The sequence below is a fragment of the Gottfriedia sp. NPDC057948 genome, from assembly GCF_042887255.1.
Lineage (GTDB): Bacteria > Bacillota > Bacilli > Bacillales > Bacillaceae_G > Gottfriedia.
On the sequence record NZ_JBHVPN010000026.1, the window covers coordinates 20,417 to 43,918 of the forward strand.

The window sequence follows — 23,502 nt, forward strand, 5'->3', positions numbered from 1 at the left end:
TATATGGCCCAAATGTGTATAGCCAGAGGAATTTCAAATTTTTTTAACTGGGACTTGAATTTCAAACATCACTTCATTCGGATTATCCGTTACGGTAATATCCACCACCATGATCTGTAATGCGTCACCAATAATACGATAGCCTGTTTCATGAAGGTATGTAAATAATTTATTTAAGCTTTTGCTGCGATTCCTTAATAATTCCCCATTATAGCGGATGCATGCAAATAACCCTTCAGGAATCAATTTCAGATACTTTTTCTGTATTTTTTCATCCTGTTTCGCTACAACAAATATCACTGAAGGCTCTTCAAACCGTTTATCCTTAAGGTCATCTTCTTCGATGATAATGCCCAAACGATTACTCGCGAGAATGGGGGCTTTCTCTGTTAGCATGGTTTCCAATCGGATTATACTGTAACAAAGTTCCAAATTACTATTAATTTTTTCATTTAAAGTAATTAACTTTCTACTTTTTATTTCGCGAAAGATAATCTCTTGGAATGCTTCTTTTCTTGAAATATTGTCCAAATAGGCTATTTTTTCTTTGATGTTTACTTCTATCTCGGTTAATTCCTTTAGTTTCGAAACAAGTTCAGCATGTTTGGCTTTAAGAATCTCACTTGATTTCTTAAAATTTCGTTGATTGAAATACTGTTTAATTTCATTTGTGCTCATTCCAATTTGACGAAGCTCTTTAATAGTCCCGAGGATTTCGTACTGAAAAATGGAGTAGTATCGGTATCCTGTTTCGGGATCAACAAATTTCGGTTTAAATAAATCAATTCGGTCATAATGACGCAAAGCCTCTGTCGTCATTCCTCTTAACTTGGCTATCTCACTTATCGTTAACCTTTCTTTCATAAAAACACCACCGTTTCCGAGACTTAGGAATAGAAGAAAAATGCTAAAACAAATTCTATTGACTTTTGTGTAACACAAAGCTTTACTATGATTATACACAATATTCAGATTAATCCGAAAGGATAAATAAAGGTGGTGTTAAAATAGAAGATTTTTTTGTTTTGTAGCGACCCCAAGTATAACCTCATTGACCTCTGTAAGATTGAAAAGAAACAATGTTTAGAGCTAAAAGACCCTATTAAATTCGTAAAGGAGATATGGAACTTGGCTGAAAAAATAACGCTTAGAAGATCACTTACATTGTTACACGTTGTTTTTTTAGGTTTAGCATGGAATAATCCGATGGTATTTTTTAACACTTATGGCATTGCAGCGAATAGTTCGAAGGGAGTGCTGGCGGGTGCGTATGTAATTGCATTTATGGCGATTGTTTTTACAGCATTAAGCTATGGAAAGATGGCAAAGGCTCACCCAGTTTCAGGCTCAGCTTATACCTATACTCAGAGGTCGATGAATTCCGAAACCGGCTTCATGATTGGATGGACCATTTTATTAGATTATTTACTAACACCGATGATTACCTGTCTTATGTCCGCTGTATTTTTAACATCGAAATTTCCACAAGTTCCATTTTGGCTTTGGATTGTAATCCTAAATATCGGCATTACGATCATTAGTTATATTGGTATAAACGTTTCAGCAAATACAAGCAAGATTTTTGTGATCGCCCAAATCTTTTTTATTATTGTATTTGCATTCTTAACGATAAAAAGCGTCCTAAACGGAATGGGTACAGGTACACTTTTAGCAGTTGAACCTTTCTTTAAATCAAATGTTTCAACTTCTGTTCTCCTTTCTGGAGCTTCCATTCTCTGTTTCAGCTTTCTAGGATTTGATTCTGTTACAACGTTGTCTGAGGAAACCATTAATCCTGAAAAAACGATCCCAAAAGCAATCTTTGTTATGATGGCGATTATGGGTTTAATCTATATTGGCTCCGCCTATCTGGCTCAGATTGTCTTACCGGGATATGCCTTCAAAAACACTGATTCTGCGGCGCTAGAGCTCGTTAAAATGGTTGGTGGGAATTTATTTACCTCTTTTTTCATAACAGTTATGATAATTGGTAATTTTACTTCAGGTGTTTCCTCTGTTACAAGCGTATCTCGAGTGCTATATGTAATGGGACGTGATTCTGTTTTACCTAAAAAGATATTTGGATATATACATCCACGATTTAGAACACCAACTGCTAATATTCTTTTCGTAAGTTTAATTTCCATGTTAGGGACTGTCCTTAGTCTTGATAAAGCGATCACGTTTATAAATTTCGGAGCTCTTATTGCATTTACTTTTGTCAATCTTTCTGTAATCGCTCACTATTATATTAGAAATTGTAAGCGCTCTCCTAAAGGGACTATTCAGTACTTAATTTTCCCTTTAATTGGGGCAGGATTCATCTTATGGCTATGGTCCTATTTGAATATAAATGCGTTAATTTTAGGGATCAGCTGGATGGCAGTTGGGTTTTTATATCTTACTTTCTTGACAAAATTCTTCCGTCAACGTCTTCGAATGCTACATTTTGATGATGTGAATGATGAATTTATGTTAATGGAAGGTAAAGAGAAAAATATTCCAGTCCATTCATAATAGTATGTAGTAGGAAAAGGATGCGAATAAAATAAAAAACTGGATTTCCCATTTGTGTTTAAGGAATCTAGTATCCAAAGGACTCCTCAAAATTTGTGGAGTTCCTTTTATTTTGCTCATTAAAACAAAGAGCCAAAGGGATCTAAAACAGGCTATAATGAAAAACTTGAGTACTAAGTAGCATTTGTAGTAAATCATTATGAAATAGAGCGTTCAGGATTGGGGAGTTTCTGGGAAAAGTTTAATAAATTACAGCGCAATTATATACGCTAATTCGATGACAATGTGATTAAGTTATAAGAAAGTAACGGTCCACCTTGTATCCCCAGTAACACCGATTTATTTATGGCGTTTATGAACACTTCCTCATACACGTTAGTGCATCAATTTAAACCATTTTCCTAAGACGCTGACAGAACAACATCCGTTTGTTCGATTCCTACAATATGAAAGTTTGATTCCCATAACTTTATTAAGGCTGAAGCAGGGCGTAAAACCAAGCAAAATTTGCTTGTGCTCCTGGGTGAAACTAAACAAAACTTCCTTTTTTGCATGCAAAAAGGACAGTGAAGGGTAGTTTTTCCCCTTCACTGTCCTTTTGGTGACAAAACGAATCCGTTTAAAATAGCATTTCGTTCTTCTCTTTTCCGTATTTTTTATTCCCTTTTATCTCTTTTTCCTTTAATACATAGCTGAGTAAGTCGAGTACAATACGGGCTGCTACTTGTCCGGTCATGCCAGTAGGATCATATTGCGGGGCAACTTCTACTAAATCAAAACCGATAACCTCTCCTCTTTTGGAAATCCCTTTAAGCAATTCATTAACCTCGTCATAGAGAAGACCACCTGGAGAAGGCGTACCTGTTCCAGGTGCAATGGACGGATCGATTCCGTCAATATCAATCGTAACATAATATTTTTCGCCCGCAGGAATTAGCTCCAGCACTTCCTTTAGTCCCATCTTTCTCATCTGGCGTGGCGATAGGATCACGCTGCCATACGATCTTGCTGCTTCGACGTCTTCTTTTTTGCTGCTGCTGATCCCGCGAATGCCAAATTGAAATATTCTCTGAACATAATCCAGTTCTGATAAACGGCGAATGCAATTTCCATGACCATACCGCATTCCAGAGCGATGGTCTGCCCAGTCTAAATGGGCATCAATTTGAATCACATGAAACGGACCTATATCTTCTAGACCCTTTCCAACCGCTGCTGTAATAGAATGATCACCGCCTAATACAACCGGCATAGCACCTTTAGAAATGATTTTTCGAATAGCTTCTTCTGTATTCTCATGGCATTGCATAATATCCCCATGTACCATGTCTACATCACCGCAATCGGCGACTTTCCATTCTGGCCCAAGGTACATAATATCGTTTTCAATGTCATAAGCACCATCCAGACCGAAACTATATAATGTAGAGCCTTCGCGAATTCCTCTAGGGCCCATTCTTGCTCCTGATTTCCATTGTGTACCCATGTCATTAGGCACCCCGATGACCGCCACATCTGCATCAAGCTCATCCAGGTTCACACATATTGGATATTTTCCAAAAGTACAAATACCTGTAAAAGGTAAATTTAATACTTGCTTTTCATCCCGATTAGACATTCATGCTACCTCCTTCCAAATTTTTATCCTCGCTTCGTTATGCAATATTTTCTACCGGATGACCATTTCTTAACTGAGGATTTTACATTTTGCTTCAATCCATTTTACACATTAATTTTTAATAAAAGTGGTGTTTTTTACCTCATAAGTTTTTTGAAATAAGTTTAGATAATCTTCCTCTGTCAAATCTCTTGAATTGGCCTGAGTACACAAATGTTTATAGGCTCCTTCCGCTAGGAAAGGAAAGTCTTCGGGATTTACATTCCCTAAATCTTGGAAGCTAGGAATGCCGATTTTATTTGCCAGTCCTTTTAACAACGCAACACCCTCGTACGCAGTTTCTTCCACTGTTTTTCCTTCTGGATTTGCCCCAAGTTTAATTGCTACCATAGCGTGCTTTTCTGGATTGGAAGGAATATTAAATTCAAATACATGTGGAAGAAAAATAGAATTCGCTACACCATGTGGAGTGTCATAGAGTCCTCCAAGTGGTTCGGCCATCGCATGTACCGCCCCAAGATCCGTGTTATCAAAAGCAATTCCTGCAACTAAACTGCCCAAAAGCATATTTTTCCTAGCTTCTAAATCATGACCATTTTCTACTGCTAATGGAAGATATTTTGCTATTAATTCTATTGCATATAGCCCTAAAGCATCTGATAGCGGTTGTGCAACTTTACAAGTATAAGCTTCAATTGCATGTGTGAGTGCATCCATTCCTGTAGCGGCTGTAATTGATTTAGGCAATGTTAACGTCAATTCAGGGTCGACAAGCGCTAGTTTAGGAGCGATTTTCAAATCTAGTATCGCCTCCTTCTGTTTTGTCACGGTATCGGTAATGACAGAACCTCTTGTAACTTCACTACCGGTGCCTGAAGTTGTCGGAATGCAAATTAATGGTGGAATTTCCCGTTCTAGTAAATTTACGCCGTAACGTTCTCTTAGCTCTCCTCCGTGTGTAAATAGTGTTCCAATTGCTTTGGCTGTATCCATCGAACTTCCGCCACCGAGACCAATTAAAAGATCGATGTTCTCGTTTTTAAACTGTTGATAAGCACTCTCGCAATCTACATCTTTTGGATTTGGAGCTATTTTATCGTAAACAATATAATTGACACCTTCTTGATCTAGTGATTGTGTGATTTTCTCCAAGATTCCCGTTTGTGCAAGACCTTTATCGGTAATAATAAGGGCTTTATTTCCACCTAATTCTTTAGCTCTTTTCCCAATATTCTTTACTGTTCCATTCCCAAACTCTATAGAAGTAGGCAGATTAAAATGAAAATCCCATAACATAATTAATTCCTCCTTATTTTTTGAATTTTTGAATTTTAAACTGATTTTTTTCATCGATTTAATGGCTAAACCATTCAGTTGGCTTAACATCTAAATTTATATTAATTTGTTTTACCTCACTAAAAGTATCCAAACCAAAGGTTCCTAACCCACGTCCAATCCCGCTCTGCTTGTAACCGCCCCACGGTGCTTCATTATAGGCAAGGTTATATGCATTAACATAGGTAATTCCGGCTCTTATTTTTTTAATAACCCTCAAAGCTTTTGCGCCATCTTGTGAAAAAACCCCTGCAGCAAGACCGTATGAAGTATCATTTGCCAGTTGGATGGCTTCTTCTTCATCTTTAAACTTTTGAACGACAAGAACTGGTCCAAAAATTTCTTCCTGAACAATTCTCATGTCAGGTTTCGTATCAACAAATATAGTTGGCTCAATGAAGTAACCATTTTCAAGCCCTTTGCTAGAAATACGATTTCCACCGCAAGCTAATGTTGCTCCTTCGTCTATCCCAATTTGAATATATTCAAGAATCTTCTTCATATGGTCTTCACTTACAAGCGGACCCATTTCTGTAGAAGAATTATCCCCAGGGCCAACCTGAATCTTTTTCGCTCTTTCTACCAATCTAGCAACAAACTTATCATGGATACTCTCTTCTAACAGCAAACGGGATCCTGCATTACATACTTGGCCGGTATTTGTAAAAATCCCATTCAGAGTATAATCGATGGCTGTCTCAAAATCAGCGTCTGCAAAAACAATATTTGGTGACTTGCCGCCTAACTCGAGTGAAATGTTTTTAATATTTCCTGTTGCAGAATTCATAATGCTTCTACCCGTTGCTGTACTACCTGTAAAAGATATCAGATCTACCTTTTGGCTTTCCGCTATTTCATTTCCTACTGCTGAACCACCTCCCAAAACTAGGTTTACAACACCAGCTGGTATCCCCACTTCTTCCATGATTTCAAATAATTTGTAAGTAGTGACTGGAGTGATTTCAGCTGGTTTAAAAACAAGCGTATTTCCCGCAGCAAGCGCAGGGGCTATTTTCCAAGCTCCCGTCAACAATGGAAAATTCCATGGGGCGATAAGTCCGCATACACCGACAGGTTCACGAATAACCATGGCTTGGACAGGATCGGCAACAGAATAGGTTTGACCATTTGGCTTAGTCACTAGCCCAGCATAATATCGAAAGCAATTCACGGTATCAGCAATATCAAACTCTGATTCTTTAAGGGGTTTTCCCATATTCTCTGTTTCAAGTTTGATTAGCTCTTCTGCCTTTTCTTCAATCCTATCTGCTATTTTAAATAAATAGGATGCACGTTCAGATGCCGGTAATTCTGACCAAATTCCTGAGTCAAAAGCAGTTCGTGCTGCATTAATTGCCATTTGGGCTTCTTCTCTACTTCCACGTGGAGACTCAGCCATGATTTTACCGTTTGCGGGATTCACAGCATGACTCTTTTCTCCGCTTATTGAATCCATCCATTCGCCATTAATAAACATTTTCAACTTTAACATTTTGATAAACCTCCAATATGTTATTTTTACATTGCCAGTAGAGAGATAACCTCGCAATCGATGCCTAGGACATTATTTGAGATTAATAGATTTTTATATGATAGATTAAGCTTTTCCTCCATCTTACCTTAGCTGAAAAGAATGCCCATAAACGTAATATCATAGGCGTCTACTAGTGCGCCATTCACTAGCGCTTACTTCTTCTTTAAACTCCCTCCATATCAATAAATTAAATTATCAAATCATTTTGAAGATTAAGTATTTTTAGTGTAAACCTTGTTGTTACACAAAGGTCAATAAATGTTTTTATATTTTTTTATGTGTTAATTCCTATGAAAATAAAGGGAAAATCACCATTAGTAAAATAGAGAGAATAAGTGGGTTAAAGAAGGGCACAAAAACTTGATAAAAAAATAAGGAAAAGGCTTAAGGTGACTACGATCGTCCCTTTTTCCTTTTCCCTGTTTGTGCCTTATGTCAGATGATTGTTCCGATTACGTTTTAATTATTTGCCGGAGAAGGTGCGCTGCTTTCAGGTTGCTTTTGCACTTCTTCAGGGCTTAGCGGTTGTTTATCCCCTGGATATGGTTGATCAAATCCTTCTGTTGCGTACCAAACAGAATGATTCAGCATGTTGGCGTTGACTTCATCAGGAGAAGCATGTTTTCCGGTAAATAGATCCTTGTTCTTGTTAGACCATGCGGTCCATTTTTTTGAAAGTTCTTTTGACTCTAGTGTAACTTGTTCTGTATTGGCAAGTGCAGCCGTATTGGAGCTTGGCTGTCCGTTTAAAGTATCAAGCGGTATCTGATTAGGCTCGAAGTTATACGGTGTAAAGTCAGGCTTGTCTGTAAAGAGTTCGCTCATCGGTTCTGCAGCTTCATCATTTTGGTTCATAGCAGGGAGACCAAGAATTTGCTCGATACTTCTTACCATATTTATGACAGTCCAATAGTGGCTGTCCGTAATACCTTTTTTCACCCAAGGACTGATTACGTGCGCAGGCTGACGGTGACCATCGACATGGTCTAATCCATTCTGTGAATCATCTTGAGTAATGAAGATTACTGAGTCCTTCCAATATGGACTATGTGAAATAAGGTCAACAATTTTACCAATAGCAAGATCATTATCGGCAACCATAGCTTGTGGCGTAGGAGAGCCTGTTGCATTACCTGCAGTATGGTCATCCATTACCCACAATGTGTTTAAGGCCGGTAAATCGTTATTTTTGACGTGTTCTTCAAACCTTTGCTTAAATATTTCAAATCGATATTGATCTGGAATATTCGTATCAAAGGTTGGGAAAGGTTTATAAGTAATCGGCCCGAGTGATGGAATATCATATGTTGCCGAATAGTTTCCTATTGGTACATGAAGATCGCCCTCTTTCTGTCCGGAAAGAATCTGATAATCTTTGTACCAGTCCGTCCAATTTCCAAATGGTGCTGATCCGGTGAATCCGGTTGTATCTTCGCCGAAGTTTTCTACAGATAAATTATTTTTTGCTGCTTGATCCCATAAGTGTCCTGTAGGTGCGTACGCCATAGGATCCCCTGCCCCTCCAGGATAACTTCTAACATTGGCTGAATCTGTTTCTTTATCCTCATAGTCCGTATTAGTTCCTTGCATTACCCATTGATGTCCGCTTGCTGATTGAATACCTGAAGTATATACGTTATCAAGGAGCGGGAATGTACTCGCAAGTTTGTGAATGTTTGGAGTTACTTCTTTTGGGAACTGTGTTAAAGCTAGTTCTCCATTACCTTTACCTAAATCTCCTAGAACCTGATCATAAGTGCGATTTTCTTTAATAATATAGAATACATGTTTGATTGTTGAAGGCTCACCAACACGCTCAGGCATAGCGACCGGTTTTTTATTTTGACGAGGTTTTGCGTTCAGATTCTTTAAACCAAACCAGTTGTTGTCGGCAAATACCTGCTTAGTCCCTTTTGCAAGATCCTCGGCAGAAGGGAATGGGATTAATGAAAGAGAACCAATTTGAGCATATGACGATTTCCCGGTAACCTTAATTCCTTGAATCGTTAAATCACGTGAAGGTCCACGTGAACCAATACCATCCGCATTAGCAACGATTAACTTCTTATTTTCAGAATCAACAGCGATATCTACTGGAAACCAGGCTGTCGGCAAGAGTCCTTGTAGTTCAGGAGTCTTTTCTGGTCCATGCCAATCGTATACTGCAATCGCATTATCCCGCCCAAGGCTTACCATTAATTTGTTATCTACCACCTTCACAGCGTTAGGTGCTGATCCTTTAGCAGCATTAGGGTATGGTTTGATGTCGATCGTTTGTGCGACCGTATTAGTGTTAGAATCAATGACAGAAACCGTGTCGCTATTTGTATTTGCTACAAATATGTATTCACCTGATTGCGTCATACGTTCAGGCTGCACACCAACTTCGATCGTTTTTATGACTTTATTCGTAGTCAAATCAATAACAGATACTGTTCCTGTCGTCGTTGCACCTGTTTTAGGATCCACAACTACATTTGTCCCTGAAGAATCTACTGTTGTGTCCCCTTCTTTTGCAGTACGGCCACCCTGGTTCGTTACATAAGCAAAGTTGCCTTTGACTAATACACTTGTAGGCGCATTTTCTACTGCTACTTTAGTTACAGAAGCGGTTTGAGGATCAATAACTCCAAGGCAGTTATCACGGTTTAGGGCAACTAGCAGCTTCCCTTCTTGTGTAACCGCTATATCAAGTGGATTAATATTTCCGCCGACAGATGCCTTGGGCAGATTAATGCTTTTTTTGACAGATGGGGTTCCATCTTCACTAACTGACATAACGACTACTTTTCCGGTTGTTCCTGATGAACCTGTTGCATATAGCTGGCTACCATCCGCAGAATAAGCTAATCCCCACATTCGAGAGAGGCCAATGGATAAATCTTGAGTAGTCAATTTTCCGGTCGAAAGATCAACAATATTAATTCCTTTTCCACCGTAATTATTGCGTCCAACGATAGTTGCTGCTGTCTTACTATTTGGATGTACAGCAACCGTTATAGGGTTGCCCCCAAATTCAATTTGTTTTCCTGCTGGTGTGATGAGTTGATTGACAGGTGTTAGTACAGATCCGTCTGCTTGAGAGCCAACGAGCCTGTTTCCAAAAGCATTATCATTTGCAGCATAAGCACCAGCAGATCCTAACAATACCGTACTTAAGGTAATACCAGCGAGCAATTTTGTCTTATTTACTTTTTTCTTCATTAATTTTCACTCCTTTCTGAATCTTCCTAAAGAATACTCCTATTCTATTAATCTACTACTCCAATTTAGTAAATTTATATAAAGGTTATATTTAGTAGAGTTGAGTATTAATTAGTAAATTTCCCCTAAAAAATAGGGTGGTTGGATTAATCTTTCACATTAAAACGTTGATATATCAATATTGGTAGTCCTGGTATGCTCATTTTCTCATCTAAACAAATTTACATAATTTAAAAAAAGTACAAGTAAATAACATAATTAATTACTTACTAGGATATTGAACGCCCCTCAATCGGGGATGTAGTAGAACGGTTATTGCGAAAAAAGAGTAGAAAGATAGGATTTAATACTAAATGTAATCCAGGAGTCTAGCAAATTTGCTGTGTTACGGACCAGAAATGATTGCACTGGGCCGATTGAACGGCGCATTCTATGTAATTTATATCTATAAAAGAATTTCACCAATAGAAAAAAGAACCGTTTATAAAACGATTCTTTGATATAACGACAAGAATGGGCATAAAGTCTACAGCCAAAAACAATAGGATCTAATTCAAGAGATACAATAAATACTTAACACTTCCTAAACGGTTTTTTGAGATTTATGACTGAGGTCACCAACAATGTCGTTGGAACTCTTGTCATATTCCTTATGAAGCCATTTATACAAAATAGGAATCATAAATAAGCTGATAAATGTGGAGCTAACTAATCCACCAATCACAACTATACCGAGAGTTTGAGAGATAATGGTGTCAGTTCGAGATGATAAAGCTAAAGGCATTAGTGTTAATATGGTTGTTAAAGCAGTTGTGAGAATCGGCCTGATTCTAGATAATGTACCTTGTAATATTGCTTCTTCTAAAACGTGTCCTGCCAACCTATTTCTCTCTATTTTATCTACTAATACAATACCATTCGTAACCACGATTCCGGTTAACATTAACAGTCCGACCAGAGCGGCCAGATTCCATTCTAACTGGAAGATTAGCATTCCAGCGACTGATCCAATGAAGGCAAGTGGTATACAAATTAATACTGTGAGAGGTGCCTTCCATCCCCTGAATACACAGCTAATAATGGAAAGAACGATCAAAATGGAAAATGATAAAGCAATGGCCATTTCATAGATCATTTCCTTAACTTGCTCAGGAGCTCCTGCAAAAGAGTAATTGACTCCTTCGGGCAGTGGAGTATCCTTAAGTACGCTTTTAACTTTTTTGGTTACTTTCCCTACATCTCTAGAGAGTATATTTCCATTAATAACAGCGTAAGGATGACCATCCTTCTCTTGTATCACAGATGAATCTGTGATTGGCGCTGCAACAACAAGCTGATTTAATCTAAAAGTTCTTCCCTCTTTATTAATAAACGATTCGTTACCCATTTGATTTAATAATCGCAGTGCTGGGTCTGTTTCATTGAGGGCCGGGTCGTTCTTATTATCCACACTCTTAAGATGTAAAACGATAGGATATGTATTATTGTTAAGCGAAATCTCGCCTATTGTGCCTTCAGCAGTGTATAACTTGAACCTATTTATGATATCTGATAAATTCAGACCATTTTGTTCAATCATCTTTCTGTTTAAGGTTAATTGATATTGAGAAGCGGTTCCTTCTTCATCAGCCAAACCTTGCACGGCAAGGCCCGGTATCAACTTTAGGCGGTTTCCAACAGAGCGTGATAAATTTTCAAGAGTTTGGCTATCCGCACCAATTAGATTAATTTTTAATAAAGAGTCATCTCCCGAAATACTCTTGTCAGTTACCGTGTAAATTGCTGAACTTTTAAGAGAATCCAATTGTTTTTGTAATTGACTGGTCGTTCTAGTTTTATCTGCATTTTTTCTAATACTTAGGGACAGGTTGGCTATATTTGGTTGCTGTATCCATCCACCTCCAGCATCAAATACATCGTCTGATTGAGGAGTGAAAGAAGAACCGAGGCCGGAAGAAAATGAAGAAACGTTTGGATTCTTTTGCAAAAGTCCCTCAACTCTCTTCACTTCTTCGTCTACTTCACTCAGCGATGTATTTTTAGGTAATTCAATTTGAATGCCGAGCTGTCCTGTATTATTCGTCATGGTCAGGAAATTTACAGGAAGCAAGGCCGAGGCTACACCCAAAACAACAAATAAACTTACAGTTATTGTACTAAGAAGCTTTCTTCTCTGAAAAACCCAGTCATAAATCTTATAAGAACGTTTAGCCATGAAATCGTCGTGTGCTGTTGGCTTTCCTTTCCAGACAAGATTATATAGAGCAGGAACGACAAGAACTGAAACGACTAAGGAAATAATGAGAGCAATAACAACAGACCATGCAAAACCTGAAAAGGCTGCGCCAACGAGACCACCGACAAGGGCTATGGGAATATACACAGCAACCGTAGTGGCCGTAGATGAAACAATCGCCGGAATCATCTCTTTTACAGCTAGCGTAATGAAAGAAAAGCTTTTTAATTCTTTTCCTTCTTTTACTTTTCTGTTGATATTGTCCAAGATCACAATCGAATCATCCACAACCCTTCCCATTGCCACCACAAGTCCGGAAACGGTAAGAATGTTAAGGGAGATTCCTAATAACTTTAGGGTACCGGTAGTAGCTAAAAGACAGATTGGCAAGGAAATAGCAATTAATAATGTAGAGCGTACATTGCGAAAGAATAGAAATACGCAGATCATGGAGAACAAGCACCCCAATAATCCCTCTTTAACGAGTCCTTGTAAAGAATGGTTCACCTGCTGCCCTTGGTCAAAAAGTATGGAGGCTTCTACATCATTATTTTTAATCGGTGTTATATCTTGTAGTCGGCTGTGAATGCTTTTCGACAAATTGGTAATATTTGATGAAGGCGTTTTTAAAATATCCAGTACTACGCTCGGTGTACCTTTTGTTCTGGATATGGTCTGAAGATTAACAATCGAATTCGAAATATCTGCCACGTCAGATAGTGAAATGGTCTTACCATCTGCCCGACTTATAGACAACTTCTGCAAATCTGTTTTATTCAGCCCCCAGCCGTTCACTTTTATGGGCACCGTCATCTGGCCGTCTGATAAGTCCCCTTCTGTTTCAGTTGTGTGTTGTTGATTGAGGGAATTATTGATATCGTCCACACTAAAACCGGACTTAATTAAATCGTCCTTACGAATTGAGATGGCGTATCCAGCATTTCCACCACCTGACACTTGAATGTCCTTTATTCCAGGAATAGTTTTAAGTCCTTTTACCACTTCTTCTTGTAAGGAAGTCCTAAGCATGTTTTCCGAAATATTGACATTATTGCTTTTTAGGCTGATTGTCATAATAGGAAGCGAATGCGTACTAAGTCGGTTCACAAGGGGTTTGTCAGATCCTTTTGGTAATGAAATTTCTTCTATTGCTTTATTCACTTGCTGCTCTGCCTTTTCCATATCATATTTCATAGGAAAATTTAGACTTATAAACGAGCCCCCATTAAAGGAATTAGTTTCCACATCTTGAAGATTGTCTACTACTCTGACCGCCTCCTGGATAGGTTTTGTTATATATTCATTAACCTGATCAGCCTGTAGGCTTTGTGCTTTTACTGTAACCTTAAGTGTAGGATTATTAATTTCAGGTAGATAATCCCTCTGCATTTGAAAGGCTGATATTGCACCCCATACCAAAATGATGATAGTTAGTGTAATAATAAGGCCAGCTCTTCTAATAGAAGCTTGTAATAAACGATTCATTTTCTCCTGATTCCCTCCCTATAAAGAAATTATTATGTACGTTTTACTGCGCCAAAGCCACATGCCAAGCATATTTACTTTTTGAATTGGCTGACACCTAATCTGCCCTTTTTTTCAGCAAGTAGATAACCAGTGGTAGTTGTAAAATTACGGTCATCGGTTCTGCGTTAAAAGACCCAGTAAACAAACTTATGTCTTTCTTTAATTTCCTTTCCCCTTTTTAATAGATTAATCTCCATCTGTTAATCTACAATTTCAGATTTGTAAAGCTATATAAATTCTTTGTTAATCCTTTCGTGTAACAAAAAAAGGCACCAACCACAAGGGTTAGTTGCCTCCTTTTCCTATTCAATTAATCCTAAAAAGTTTTTTCCGAGTATGTATTCCTTTTCGTTATCAGGAATTAGAAGGGATTCTACCCATCTTTTCTTGTCCGAATAGTCATATTCATTAAATGTCTTCATCCCATATGGTCCGTCACAGCCAAAAAGAACTTTACGGTAACCTAAAGCCTCTACCGCTTGTTTTACAATTGACGGATTGAGATAATCACTTGATGTATCAACATATACATTTGGTTGTTCCTTAACGTATTTCCATAGATTTCTCCAAAATGGTAGACCAGCGTGAGCATAAATTAATTTAAGTTTAGGAAAATTTTCAGGTAGATATTTATAGGAGTCAATCTCAGAAGAAAGATGAATAATCATCGGTACACCTTTTGATTCACATAAAGCAGCAACTGGTTCCAGAGCTTTAATACGATAACCATGCATGAATGGATGAGCCTTTACCCCAATAAAACTAGGGTTTTTAAGATAGAATTCTATTTCTTCCATAAAATTAGGAATCATAGGGTTCACTGCTACCCAACCTAGAAAACGATCTGGAAATCTTGCAATTGCAGTAGCCACAATATCATTTTGCGGCTCGGTAAAAATCTTGTATTTGTTACCATAAAGATTTAAATAGCCACCTTTCACTAGACCATTATAAATTTTGTGCCCAATTTGAGGTGTATTAAGTATAAGAAAACGGAATAATCGTTGGATCTGATACTGAATGGTACGATCCGATTCAAACATTGTTTCACTCATAGGAGGGATTAGAGCAGTTTTTGCTATATTATTTTTATCCATCCCCTCTATCATTTTTTCTAAGGTCAGCATGGATTCATCCACATGAAAATGGCAATCAATAATTATATAAATCTCCCCTCTACTATTATTTTCAATGTATTTCCTTTTCAACAATGGCCTCTATTTTTAAAACTGATCACTTTTAACCCATTATTACTAGTATCAAATATATGCTTTGAATAAAAACTTTATTAAATTAAAGACTTCTGTCCAGATTCAATTCAGCTTTGCAAATCTACTACAAGAAATAAGAAAAACGAGGTCTAAAGGTGTATTTAATATCTGACTCCCTATGTAAAAAGAGTACGTTAGCAATTAAAGTTCACACAGGATTTTTTACCTACTTTTACTATTGAAGTTATAAAAAAATAAAAAATTAAATTTTTCATTAAAAGTATATCAAGTTTGGGTTTTCTTTAGTAAAATAAGAAAAAAATTTTATATCAGCTAGATAAAGTGAGGGGTTCACCATGCTAGAGGGACAAATAATCAAATTCTATCGTGAACGTCAGAACATGATGCAGAAGGATTTAGGAATTGGCATCTGTTCGAGTACACATATAAGCAAAATTGAACGTGGATTAACAGAAGTTTCTAAAGAAACAATAAACTTTCTGTCAGAGCGGCTTGGCATTGATATGGAAATAGAAATTAAAACATATAATGGCATAGATTCCATTTTAAAAAAATGGCATGAATCGATCATTTTAAAACTGAAAACAAAGGCTAAGAATTTAAAGGAGCAATTAGAAGCTATTGCTCTGCTGCATATGCAGGATATTTATCGTTCCTATATGCTCATACTCACAAGATATTATTTATTGATAGGACAGGGGCATCAAGCTACATCTCTAATTGCTGAAATGGACAAATGGTCTGATCTTCCACCATATGAAAAAAACATGCTTCTTCACATTAAAGGGATCAATGCATTGATAAATAAGGAATATTATAAGGCAATTTCATATTTTCAAGGAATTGATCTAACCTATTACAACAACCAAGAGTACTATTATCATTTGGCTTTTGCCTATCATTCTCTGAATTCACGAGTATTGGCTTATTATTTTGCCGAAAAGTCCCTGAACTTTTTCACAGAAGTACGCAGTTTTACGCGTATGATTGAAGCAGAAATGCTTATGTTGGTCCAAGTAGAGCGGGACGAGTTTTACGATCCAAAAGATATCGAATATCAAAGATTAATCGAGATGACTGAAAACATAGGATTAGACCATCAAAGAGCAATGCTGATTCACAATCTCGCATACCAAAAAGTTCGCCAAGGAAATTATGATAAAGCTAGTGAATACTATAAACAATCCATGGATATAAAAGATCCTAATACAGCCCTTCATATAGCCTCTTTGGAAGGATATATAAATGCATTATCGAAACAAGGATTGAAATCAACCGAAAAATTGCTCCAATTGGTCGAAAAGGGTATTGCTCTTTCTGAAGAAATAACAGAGCCAATCTATTTACATTTCTTCTATTTACATAAATATAATCTTCAAAAAGAAAAAGAGCTTTACTACCATTACCTTGAAAAAGAAGCATTTCCTTATTATCAGAAAATGGCACATGTTCGCTTATCTGAACATTATGCGATAAAGTTGTTTGACTATCATATGGAAAAAGGCAATGTCGAAGAAGCAAATCAATACGCTGTGCATCTCGTGGAAAAATACCGCAGAAACGATAAATTTGCTTGATTTTTAAATTAATACCTTTAAGGAAGTCGTGTTACTACGTACATAATAAGTTTATTATTATTACTGAACAACGTTAAATTAAAGCAGATGGAGCCGGGAATCTATAAAAGATTCTAGCTGTTCCATCTGCTTTAATTTCAATCCTTTCAATTATTCGATGTAATAATTCAAGTGTTAATGTATCAATCTTAGTTAATTAAGAAGGAACTTTTTGAAGAGTGTGGATTTTTTCATTTTTATTTGAATCAAATATCCTGCAACTTTCACTTATCGAATGGCTGTATTTTCAGGCGGAATATTGAAAGTAAAGGAAGTAGCTGGCTTCGAATGTAAAAGTTTGTCATTTATTTTCCATATTTCTAAAATGACACTAACTGTATATGTTCCTGCAGGTGCTCTCTCTCCATCATTCGTTTTGTAATTCCACGTACTTTTCCATTGGATTTGTTCCCCGCTGTTTAATGACTTATGTTGAATCACCTGTAAAAAAAATTTCCCTTTACTAAAATGATAGACCTGTTCTCCTTGTGCATTATACACCTTATAATCATAAAACTGACTTGTTGGAAACTCTATAAACATTGCCTGATCGCTATTATTTTTAAACGTAAAAATGAATGTGGCTTGTTCCACGTCTGCGATGACATCTCCATCCCATATCCAATCTGTCATGCCTCTAACCTCCTTAGCTAAAATTAAATGATTCCCGCAAACAAAATTCTAAAAGGGTTTATACTCTTTCCTAATGTATAGATGTATCCCTTTAATATTGCTTATTACTTTATAAAAAACTATAACAATCCGTCTAGTTAAAAGATAAAAATAGCCTATCAATCATTTGCAGATGGATAGGCCATTAATCTTGTCTCAAGCTATAAACCTTAATGACTTCTTGAGAAATTTTGTTGCCTAGATCCTCTAAAAGCAGCTGGTCGTAACGATACATACTTATCATTCTTTGGGTTTTGATTTTGGCTACCCCACTTGTTATAGGCTGTACGATCGAGTTTCACAATTTTCCACGATTCACCTACATTAAAGGAACATCTCGTGTTGCTCCTTCTTGCTTTCAATAACCTTCTACACTTTCAAGTTCTGCAACAGATCGTTCGAGATTTGTGGAACGCACCTCACGTCCGTTACCGTATATATCGGTCTAAATCTTATAATCCAGTAAATAGAATGGGGGCAAAGTTTTGAAAAAAAGTCCCATGTGGAGTAAGGTTTCCAATAGTCTTCACCTAAAGTATTCTAATTTTAATAATAATTTTATATCCATTTTTTTCGAAAACAAAAAGATACCAGCTACCAGAGTCAGAGTTTTTCTCTTTTCTCAGGAGCTGGCACCCTTTTAGTTTAGTTATTTTTTAACAATAACCTGTGTTACTTGTACATCTTTATAACCCTTTGCTTTTATGAAGATCTTATAGGATTGAGCTTTTGTAAATACTTTTCCGTTTATTACTATGTTTCCTTTAACTATTTTGTAGCTTCCTTTTATTGATTTTCCGTTTACCGTTATGCTTGTTATTGAGCTTCTCCATTTTGAATCGTCTTTGAAGGTTATGTTGATTGTTTTTCCTACTTTGTTATCTTTTTTGTCTGCTGTTAATTTTGGTGCTGGTTTTACTTCTGGAATAATAATCTGTGTTACTTGTACATCTTTGTAATCCTTTGCTTTTATGACGATCTTATAGGATTGAGCCTTTGTAAATACTTTTCCGTTTATTACTATGTTTCCTTTTTCTATTTTGTAGTTTCCTTTTATTGATTTTCCGTTTACTGTTATGCTTGTTATTGAACTTCTCCATTTTGCATCGTCTTTGAAGGTTATGTTGATTGTTTTTCCTACTTTGTTATCTTTTTTATCTGCTGTTAATTTTGGTGCTGGTTTTATTACTGGTGGTACTGGTTTTACTACATTTGAATTAACATACAGTCTTCCTTTAGTCATCATGGTCATTTGATTTCCATTATTGTCCTGAACTGTAACCTCTATCTGTCCACCGTTTAATACAATGTCCTTTTGAACAATCCATTGTCCAACATAATGTCCTGTACCTTTTCCATCTTTATCTACTACCTCTTTCATTGGCATTTCAATGGCAGAATCATTAGCTGTTTGTATGCTCATAGTCTTATTTACATTACCTATAGGAGATATAATTCTAAATGCTGCTTTCTTTAATCCAACTTCTGAATCAAATTCAACCTTAACTGCATCACCAGATTTTAATTTTAAATCATGATCTGGTTTCAAATTAGTAATACCTTTTATTGCATATTTCACATTTACAGTTACGCTCTTAACTGTTTCATTTCCTGCCTTGTCTCTAGCAACAACATTTATTCCATTTTGCCCTTCCTTGGACATAAGCTTTACTGTCCAATTTCCATTTGAATCGATGTCTGCCCTTGTTCCATTAACATCAGCATAATCTAAATAATCATCTTTGGCTGTTCCTGTTACAGTTATAACCTGATCATTTATATTTGCGTTATTTTGTGGACTTTTAACTTCTAAAACTGGTGCTGTCTTATCTACTATAACCTGTATTTCCTTCGAATAAGGAGTAGATCCGATTTCTGTAATAGTTTTCGCCTTCAGAGTATTAACTCCCTCTTGTAGTACAGTATCAATTGAGAAGCTTCCATCATCATTTGTCTTTCCATTTGCTATATCTTCATCTTTGTTAAATATGTGAACGTCCATTCCTGGAGCTGCCATACCCTTTATTGTTACATTTTCATTATTTACATATGGGTTGTCCACTGGTGATGTTATAACTGGAGCTAGTGCTTCAAGCTTAACTGTTGCTCTAATCATCATGTTTCCATAATCTTTACTCGCTAAAGTGAATTGACCATTTATAAACTGCCATGATCTTTGTGCTACTATAGAGTTTTTATCCAATGCAATTGCTGGGCTTATAGGAGCAAACTTATCCTGTATTAAAACCATATAAAAATCGCCTGTTACAACGATTTGCTGCGCGGATAAATCAACGACTGTCCATTTCCCTTTCTCCTTAGAAGCAGTTGCATTAAACGGCCCTGCTATCATTTTTCCAGGGGAGCCATCTCTTCCACTTGCATCATAAACTGCCACCTTAAATGTATTTCCAGATGTTGCATCAAGCATAAATAATCCAGAGGTTACTATGCCTGTAGTCTGTCCCTCCGGAAGTGACATTCTTACTGCATAGCCACCTCCTGGTTCCCATTGAGCCACTGAGTATTCTGCTGTTCCATCATCATAGCCGATCTCTCCTGAATAATTGATAAACGGTTTTATCTGAAGATCATGAGTAACATTTTCTTTACCCGTAATATCTACAGTGAATCTCTCATCAAAATAGTTCTCTGCGATAAGCTGTACTGTATATTTACCTTCATATGCAGTTATTGAGTAATTACCGTCTGCATCAGTTGTAACTGGTGCGACTGCTGCATCCTCAATTAAGTAAAGTTTAGCGTTTTTAACAGGATTGCCTGTTTGCGCATTAGTGATTTTACCTGTTAATGTTCTCTTAGGTATTGGAGCCAATGTAATGTTTGTATTTTCAAGAACTTGGTTAGCTGCTACTTGAACCTTCTCAGCCTTTGGATAGTATCCGTACTTTTCAGCTCTTAATGTATACTCTCCTTCTTTAACCTTAAAACTATATGAACCGTCTTGAGGATTTGTTTTTGTTGAACGACCATTTTCAACAATAGACACTGTTGCCGATAATGGAATTGTTGCTATATTTGCATTAGGATTTATTATTTGTTGTTTTGGGCTGTTGCTTAAAACTGATCTGTTACCTAATGCTGCATGTAGATCTGTTAAGCTAATATGTTCTCTAGGGCCATTGCTTAAAACTGATGTATTACCTATTGCTGCAGATTTATCTGTTAATCTAAAATCATCTATAAACCATCCCTGATGATTATTAGAGTTATTAGAATAAAATAGAAATGCGATATTTATTTTCTTTCCTGCATATTCGCTTAAATCTATTTCTTCATTTGAATATCCGCCTGTCTTAGTGCCTGTATATTCAGCTACACTATAATAATCATAGCCGTCAGTTGAAACCAAAACTTTTCCCTTGCCAATCTTTTCTTCTAGATCATACCAATTTTTAAACTGTAAATAAGCAGGTCCTTTTGGCAGGACAATATTAGGCGATATCAATCCCATTACTTGATTTTCTGAATACGTTCCTTCAAGATTAGTAGCTAAAATCTTTTCTCCCGAGGCTGCTGCCATAGGTCCTGTCGTTGGTTTTCCCCACTGCCATTGAGCAGTCCCCAGCATTTGCCATCCTGTTATATCTGTTTCAAAATCATTAAAGTATCCTATTGTAAGTGCATCTTTAACAATAATTGTATAGATATCACTTAAAACCTCATTTTTCCCAGAGTCAACTATTCTCCATCTGTAAGTTATATTTGATCCTGATACTACTTTATCAGCTGGAATTACAGCTTCATAGCTTCCTGACTTGTAGTCCCCACTCTTCCTTTCAGCTGGAACTGTTGTCCACTCATCTGCTGGATTATTTTTATATTGAAGCTCAACTGAACCAAGGCTTATATTATCCTGTACATCTATTGTTAATTTTTGGTCCATTCCTTCGAATACCTCTTTTACAGGTATATGATTAAATGTTGGCGGAACTGTATCCTCGGCATCTTCTGATACTTGGCCTTTAATCTCAGAAATTCCTGCCATAACTGATGTTACAGCCTTAAGTGCATTAATAACACCATATCCATATCCATTGTTAGGGGTTTCAGGATATTGAGAGTCAGTACAAGGAGTTGCTGTTTCCTTTATTATTCTTTCAATATCACTAACTGTTAAAGATGAATTGGCTTGAAGTAATAATGCTACAAGTCCTGATGTATGTGGACCTGCCATTGAGGTTCCACTCCATCCCCCCTCATATTTACCTCCTGGAACTGATGATCTTATATTAACTCCAGGTGCTGAAATTTCTGGCTTTTGTATTCCACCATATGGTGATGGACCCCTTAATGAGAAATTGGCTAACTTGTTGTTTATGTCAGTTGCTCCTGTTGCAAAGGATTCTGGATAGTTTGCAGGATTAGCAACTGATCCAGGCCCACCAGGATTGTATTGAGTTGTATTTCCTGCTGAAAATTCCGGAAATATATTTGCTGCTCTCCAATTTGTTACAATAGTTCTATACCAATCATCTACTCCAGGACCGCCTCCCCATGAGTTATTAATAACATTAGGAGCCATTTCTGGATGTGGTACTCCATTTCTATCCTTAGGTGCAAGCATCCATTCACCAGCCGCTATTAAATCAGCATCATTTCCGCCATCTTTTGTAAATGCCTTAACAGCTATCCACTTTGCTCCTGGCGCAACACCTATCTTATTTGTTCCATTTGGTTCTGAACCAACCATAGTACCCACTGTATGGGTTCCATGACCGAGATCATCGTAGGGTACTGAACCGTGAGTTTCAGTTGCATCAAACCAGTTGAATTCATTATTTGGATTATCTGGATTATTTGGATCATATCCTCTATATTTTGTCTTTAATGCAGGGTGATCCCACTGAACTCCTGTATCTATGCTACCAACGACTATCCCTGTTCCATCTATTCCCAAGGTCCAAACGTCAGGCGCCCCAATTTTTTTAAGACCCCATTCTGTATTATCATCCGCTTGAACAGTAGCTCCAATAGTTTTTTCAGGCTCGATTAACTTTGTAATTCCATTAGGTTTAATACTTTCAACCTCAGGCATAGCTGCTATGTTTTTCATAACTTCCTCTGTTGCTGTAACTGCCATACCATTTACGATGTAAAACGATTTAATATCCTTTACATTTCCGCTATTTTTTTCTTTTACTAAATACTTCTTCAAATTACTCTGTGATGAATCTGCTTTAATTCTCAATTCAGAAACGATTGATGAACGAACGACTAACTCTTTTTTTACATTTGATAGCTGCTTATTCTTAGCCTTAGCTTCATCAGCAACCTTTACTGTATCTACCTGATCCTTAAATTTAACAAGAAAGCTATTTTGAGAGTTGTTGTCAAATTCTTTTTCAAGTTCTGGACTTATTTTATTCTCTATTACTTCTTTAGATCCTTGGTTATAACTATTCATACTATTTTCACTTGCATAAGCCTTACCATAATTTCCAACTGGTCCAATAAATGAGCTTATGGTAAGTAGGAAAGTTGACGACAATGTAAGCAATTTTTTGGTGATTTTCATTCTGTTTATACCTCCATATTTAGATTGAATTTAGCTAACTACTCCTTTTCCCTCCTTTCCCTTAATTGCTTGAACCCATTAACTGATAAAATAGGTTTTGCGATGAGACTTACAACACTAACTGCATGTTCAAACGGTAAGAACTATCTCGAAGCAGGATTCATAGTTGAATAGGATAAATTAAGAGATTGCTAACAAGATACCTTCTAAACCAATTACCAATTCTGTATCAGAGTTATGTAGTTTCTAGCTGTATATGAAATGAATGGGTAACATTGAATTTTAATAGAATTATATATTTGTCAGAATAGGATGACAAATGGGGTTTTGTAAGAGGGGGACGATCTTTTTTTTTACATTTTTTTATATTTTTTTACACTTTTTTACATTTTTAATAATTTTGAATATTACAATATTGTAAATCTATCAATCGTACTATTAATATAGGTTTTGACTTGGGTTTATCAATCAA

11 protein-coding genes are annotated in these 23,502 nt (G+C 36.7%); 2 read left to right on the plus strand and 9 right to left on the minus strand.

Features of this window, described 5'->3' with window-relative positions; genetic code table 11:
• Window positions 1-33: 33 nt before the first annotated feature.
• Window positions 34-864 carry a MerR family transcriptional regulator gene (locus ACFVRR_RS22855; protein ID WP_387332941.1) on the minus strand — a complete coding sequence of 277 codons (831 nt, stop codon included), beginning with the start codon at window positions 862-864 and terminating at the stop codon, window positions 34-36.
• 264 nt (window positions 865-1,128) lie between these two features.
• Here ACFVRR_RS22855 and ACFVRR_RS22860 point away from each other — a divergent pair, with 264 nt between their 5' ends.
• The gene (locus ACFVRR_RS22860; protein ID WP_387332943.1) at window positions 1,129-2,517 is read left to right on the plus strand and encodes an APC family permease; all 1,389 of its coding nucleotides are present in this window, start codon (window positions 1,129-1,131) and stop codon (window positions 2,515-2,517) included.
• Between the two features lie 619 nt (window positions 2,518-3,136).
• On the opposite strand, the gene speB is transcribed toward ACFVRR_RS22860, so the two are convergent.
• From speB to ACFVRR_RS22890, 6 genes are all read right to left on the minus strand, one after another.
• On the minus strand, window positions 3,137-4,135 hold the full coding sequence (speB, locus tag ACFVRR_RS22865) for an agmatinase (protein WP_387332945.1): 999 nt from the start codon (window positions 4,133-4,135) through the stop codon (window positions 3,137-3,139).
• A 111-nt stretch (window positions 4,136-4,246) separates the two neighbouring features.
• Window positions 4,247-5,431 (minus strand): iron-containing alcohol dehydrogenase, encoded by a 1,185-nt coding sequence (locus ACFVRR_RS22870; RefSeq protein ID WP_387332947.1) that lies wholly within the window; start codon window positions 5,429-5,431, stop codon window positions 4,247-4,249.
• 58 nt (window positions 5,432-5,489) lie between these two features.
• Window positions 5,490-6,962: an aldehyde dehydrogenase family protein gene (locus ACFVRR_RS22875; RefSeq protein ID WP_387332949.1), complete on the minus strand. Its 1,473-nt coding sequence runs from the start codon at window positions 6,960-6,962 to the stop codon at window positions 5,490-5,492.
• A gap of 501 nt (window positions 6,963-7,463) precedes the next feature.
• Window positions 7,464-10,208, minus strand: a complete 2,745-nt coding sequence (locus ACFVRR_RS22880; protein ID WP_387332951.1) for an alkaline phosphatase family protein — start codon at window positions 10,206-10,208, stop codon at window positions 7,464-7,466.
• A gap of 583 nt (window positions 10,209-10,791) precedes the next feature.
• Window positions 10,792-13,929: an efflux RND transporter permease subunit gene (locus ACFVRR_RS22885; RefSeq protein ID WP_387332953.1), complete on the minus strand. Its 3,138-nt coding sequence runs from the start codon at window positions 13,927-13,929 to the stop codon at window positions 10,792-10,794.
• A gap of 344 nt (window positions 13,930-14,273) precedes the next feature.
• A complete protein-coding gene (locus tag ACFVRR_RS22890; RefSeq protein ID WP_387332955.1) occupies window positions 14,274-15,179 on the minus strand; it encodes an amidohydrolase family protein in 906 nt (301 codons plus the stop codon).
• 359 nt (window positions 15,180-15,538) lie between these two features.
• Here ACFVRR_RS22890 and ACFVRR_RS22895 point away from each other — a divergent pair, with 359 nt between their 5' ends.
• Window positions 15,539-16,780, plus strand: a complete 1,242-nt coding sequence (locus ACFVRR_RS22895) for a helix-turn-helix domain-containing protein (protein ID WP_387332957.1) — start codon at window positions 15,539-15,541, stop codon at window positions 16,778-16,780.
• Window positions 16,781-17,047: 267 nt separating this feature from the next.
• Here ACFVRR_RS22895 and ACFVRR_RS22900 read toward each other — a convergent pair whose 3' ends face one another.
• A complete protein-coding gene (locus ACFVRR_RS22900; protein WP_387332959.1) occupies window positions 17,048-17,452 on the minus strand; it encodes a BsuPI-related putative proteinase inhibitor in 405 nt (134 codons plus the stop codon).
• Between the two features lie 688 nt (window positions 17,453-18,140).
• Entirely contained in the window at window positions 18,141-23,030 is a 4,890-nt protein-coding gene (locus tag ACFVRR_RS22905) for a S8 family serine peptidase (RefSeq protein WP_387332961.1), read from the minus strand.
• Between the last annotated feature and the right edge of the window lie 472 nt (window positions 23,031-23,502).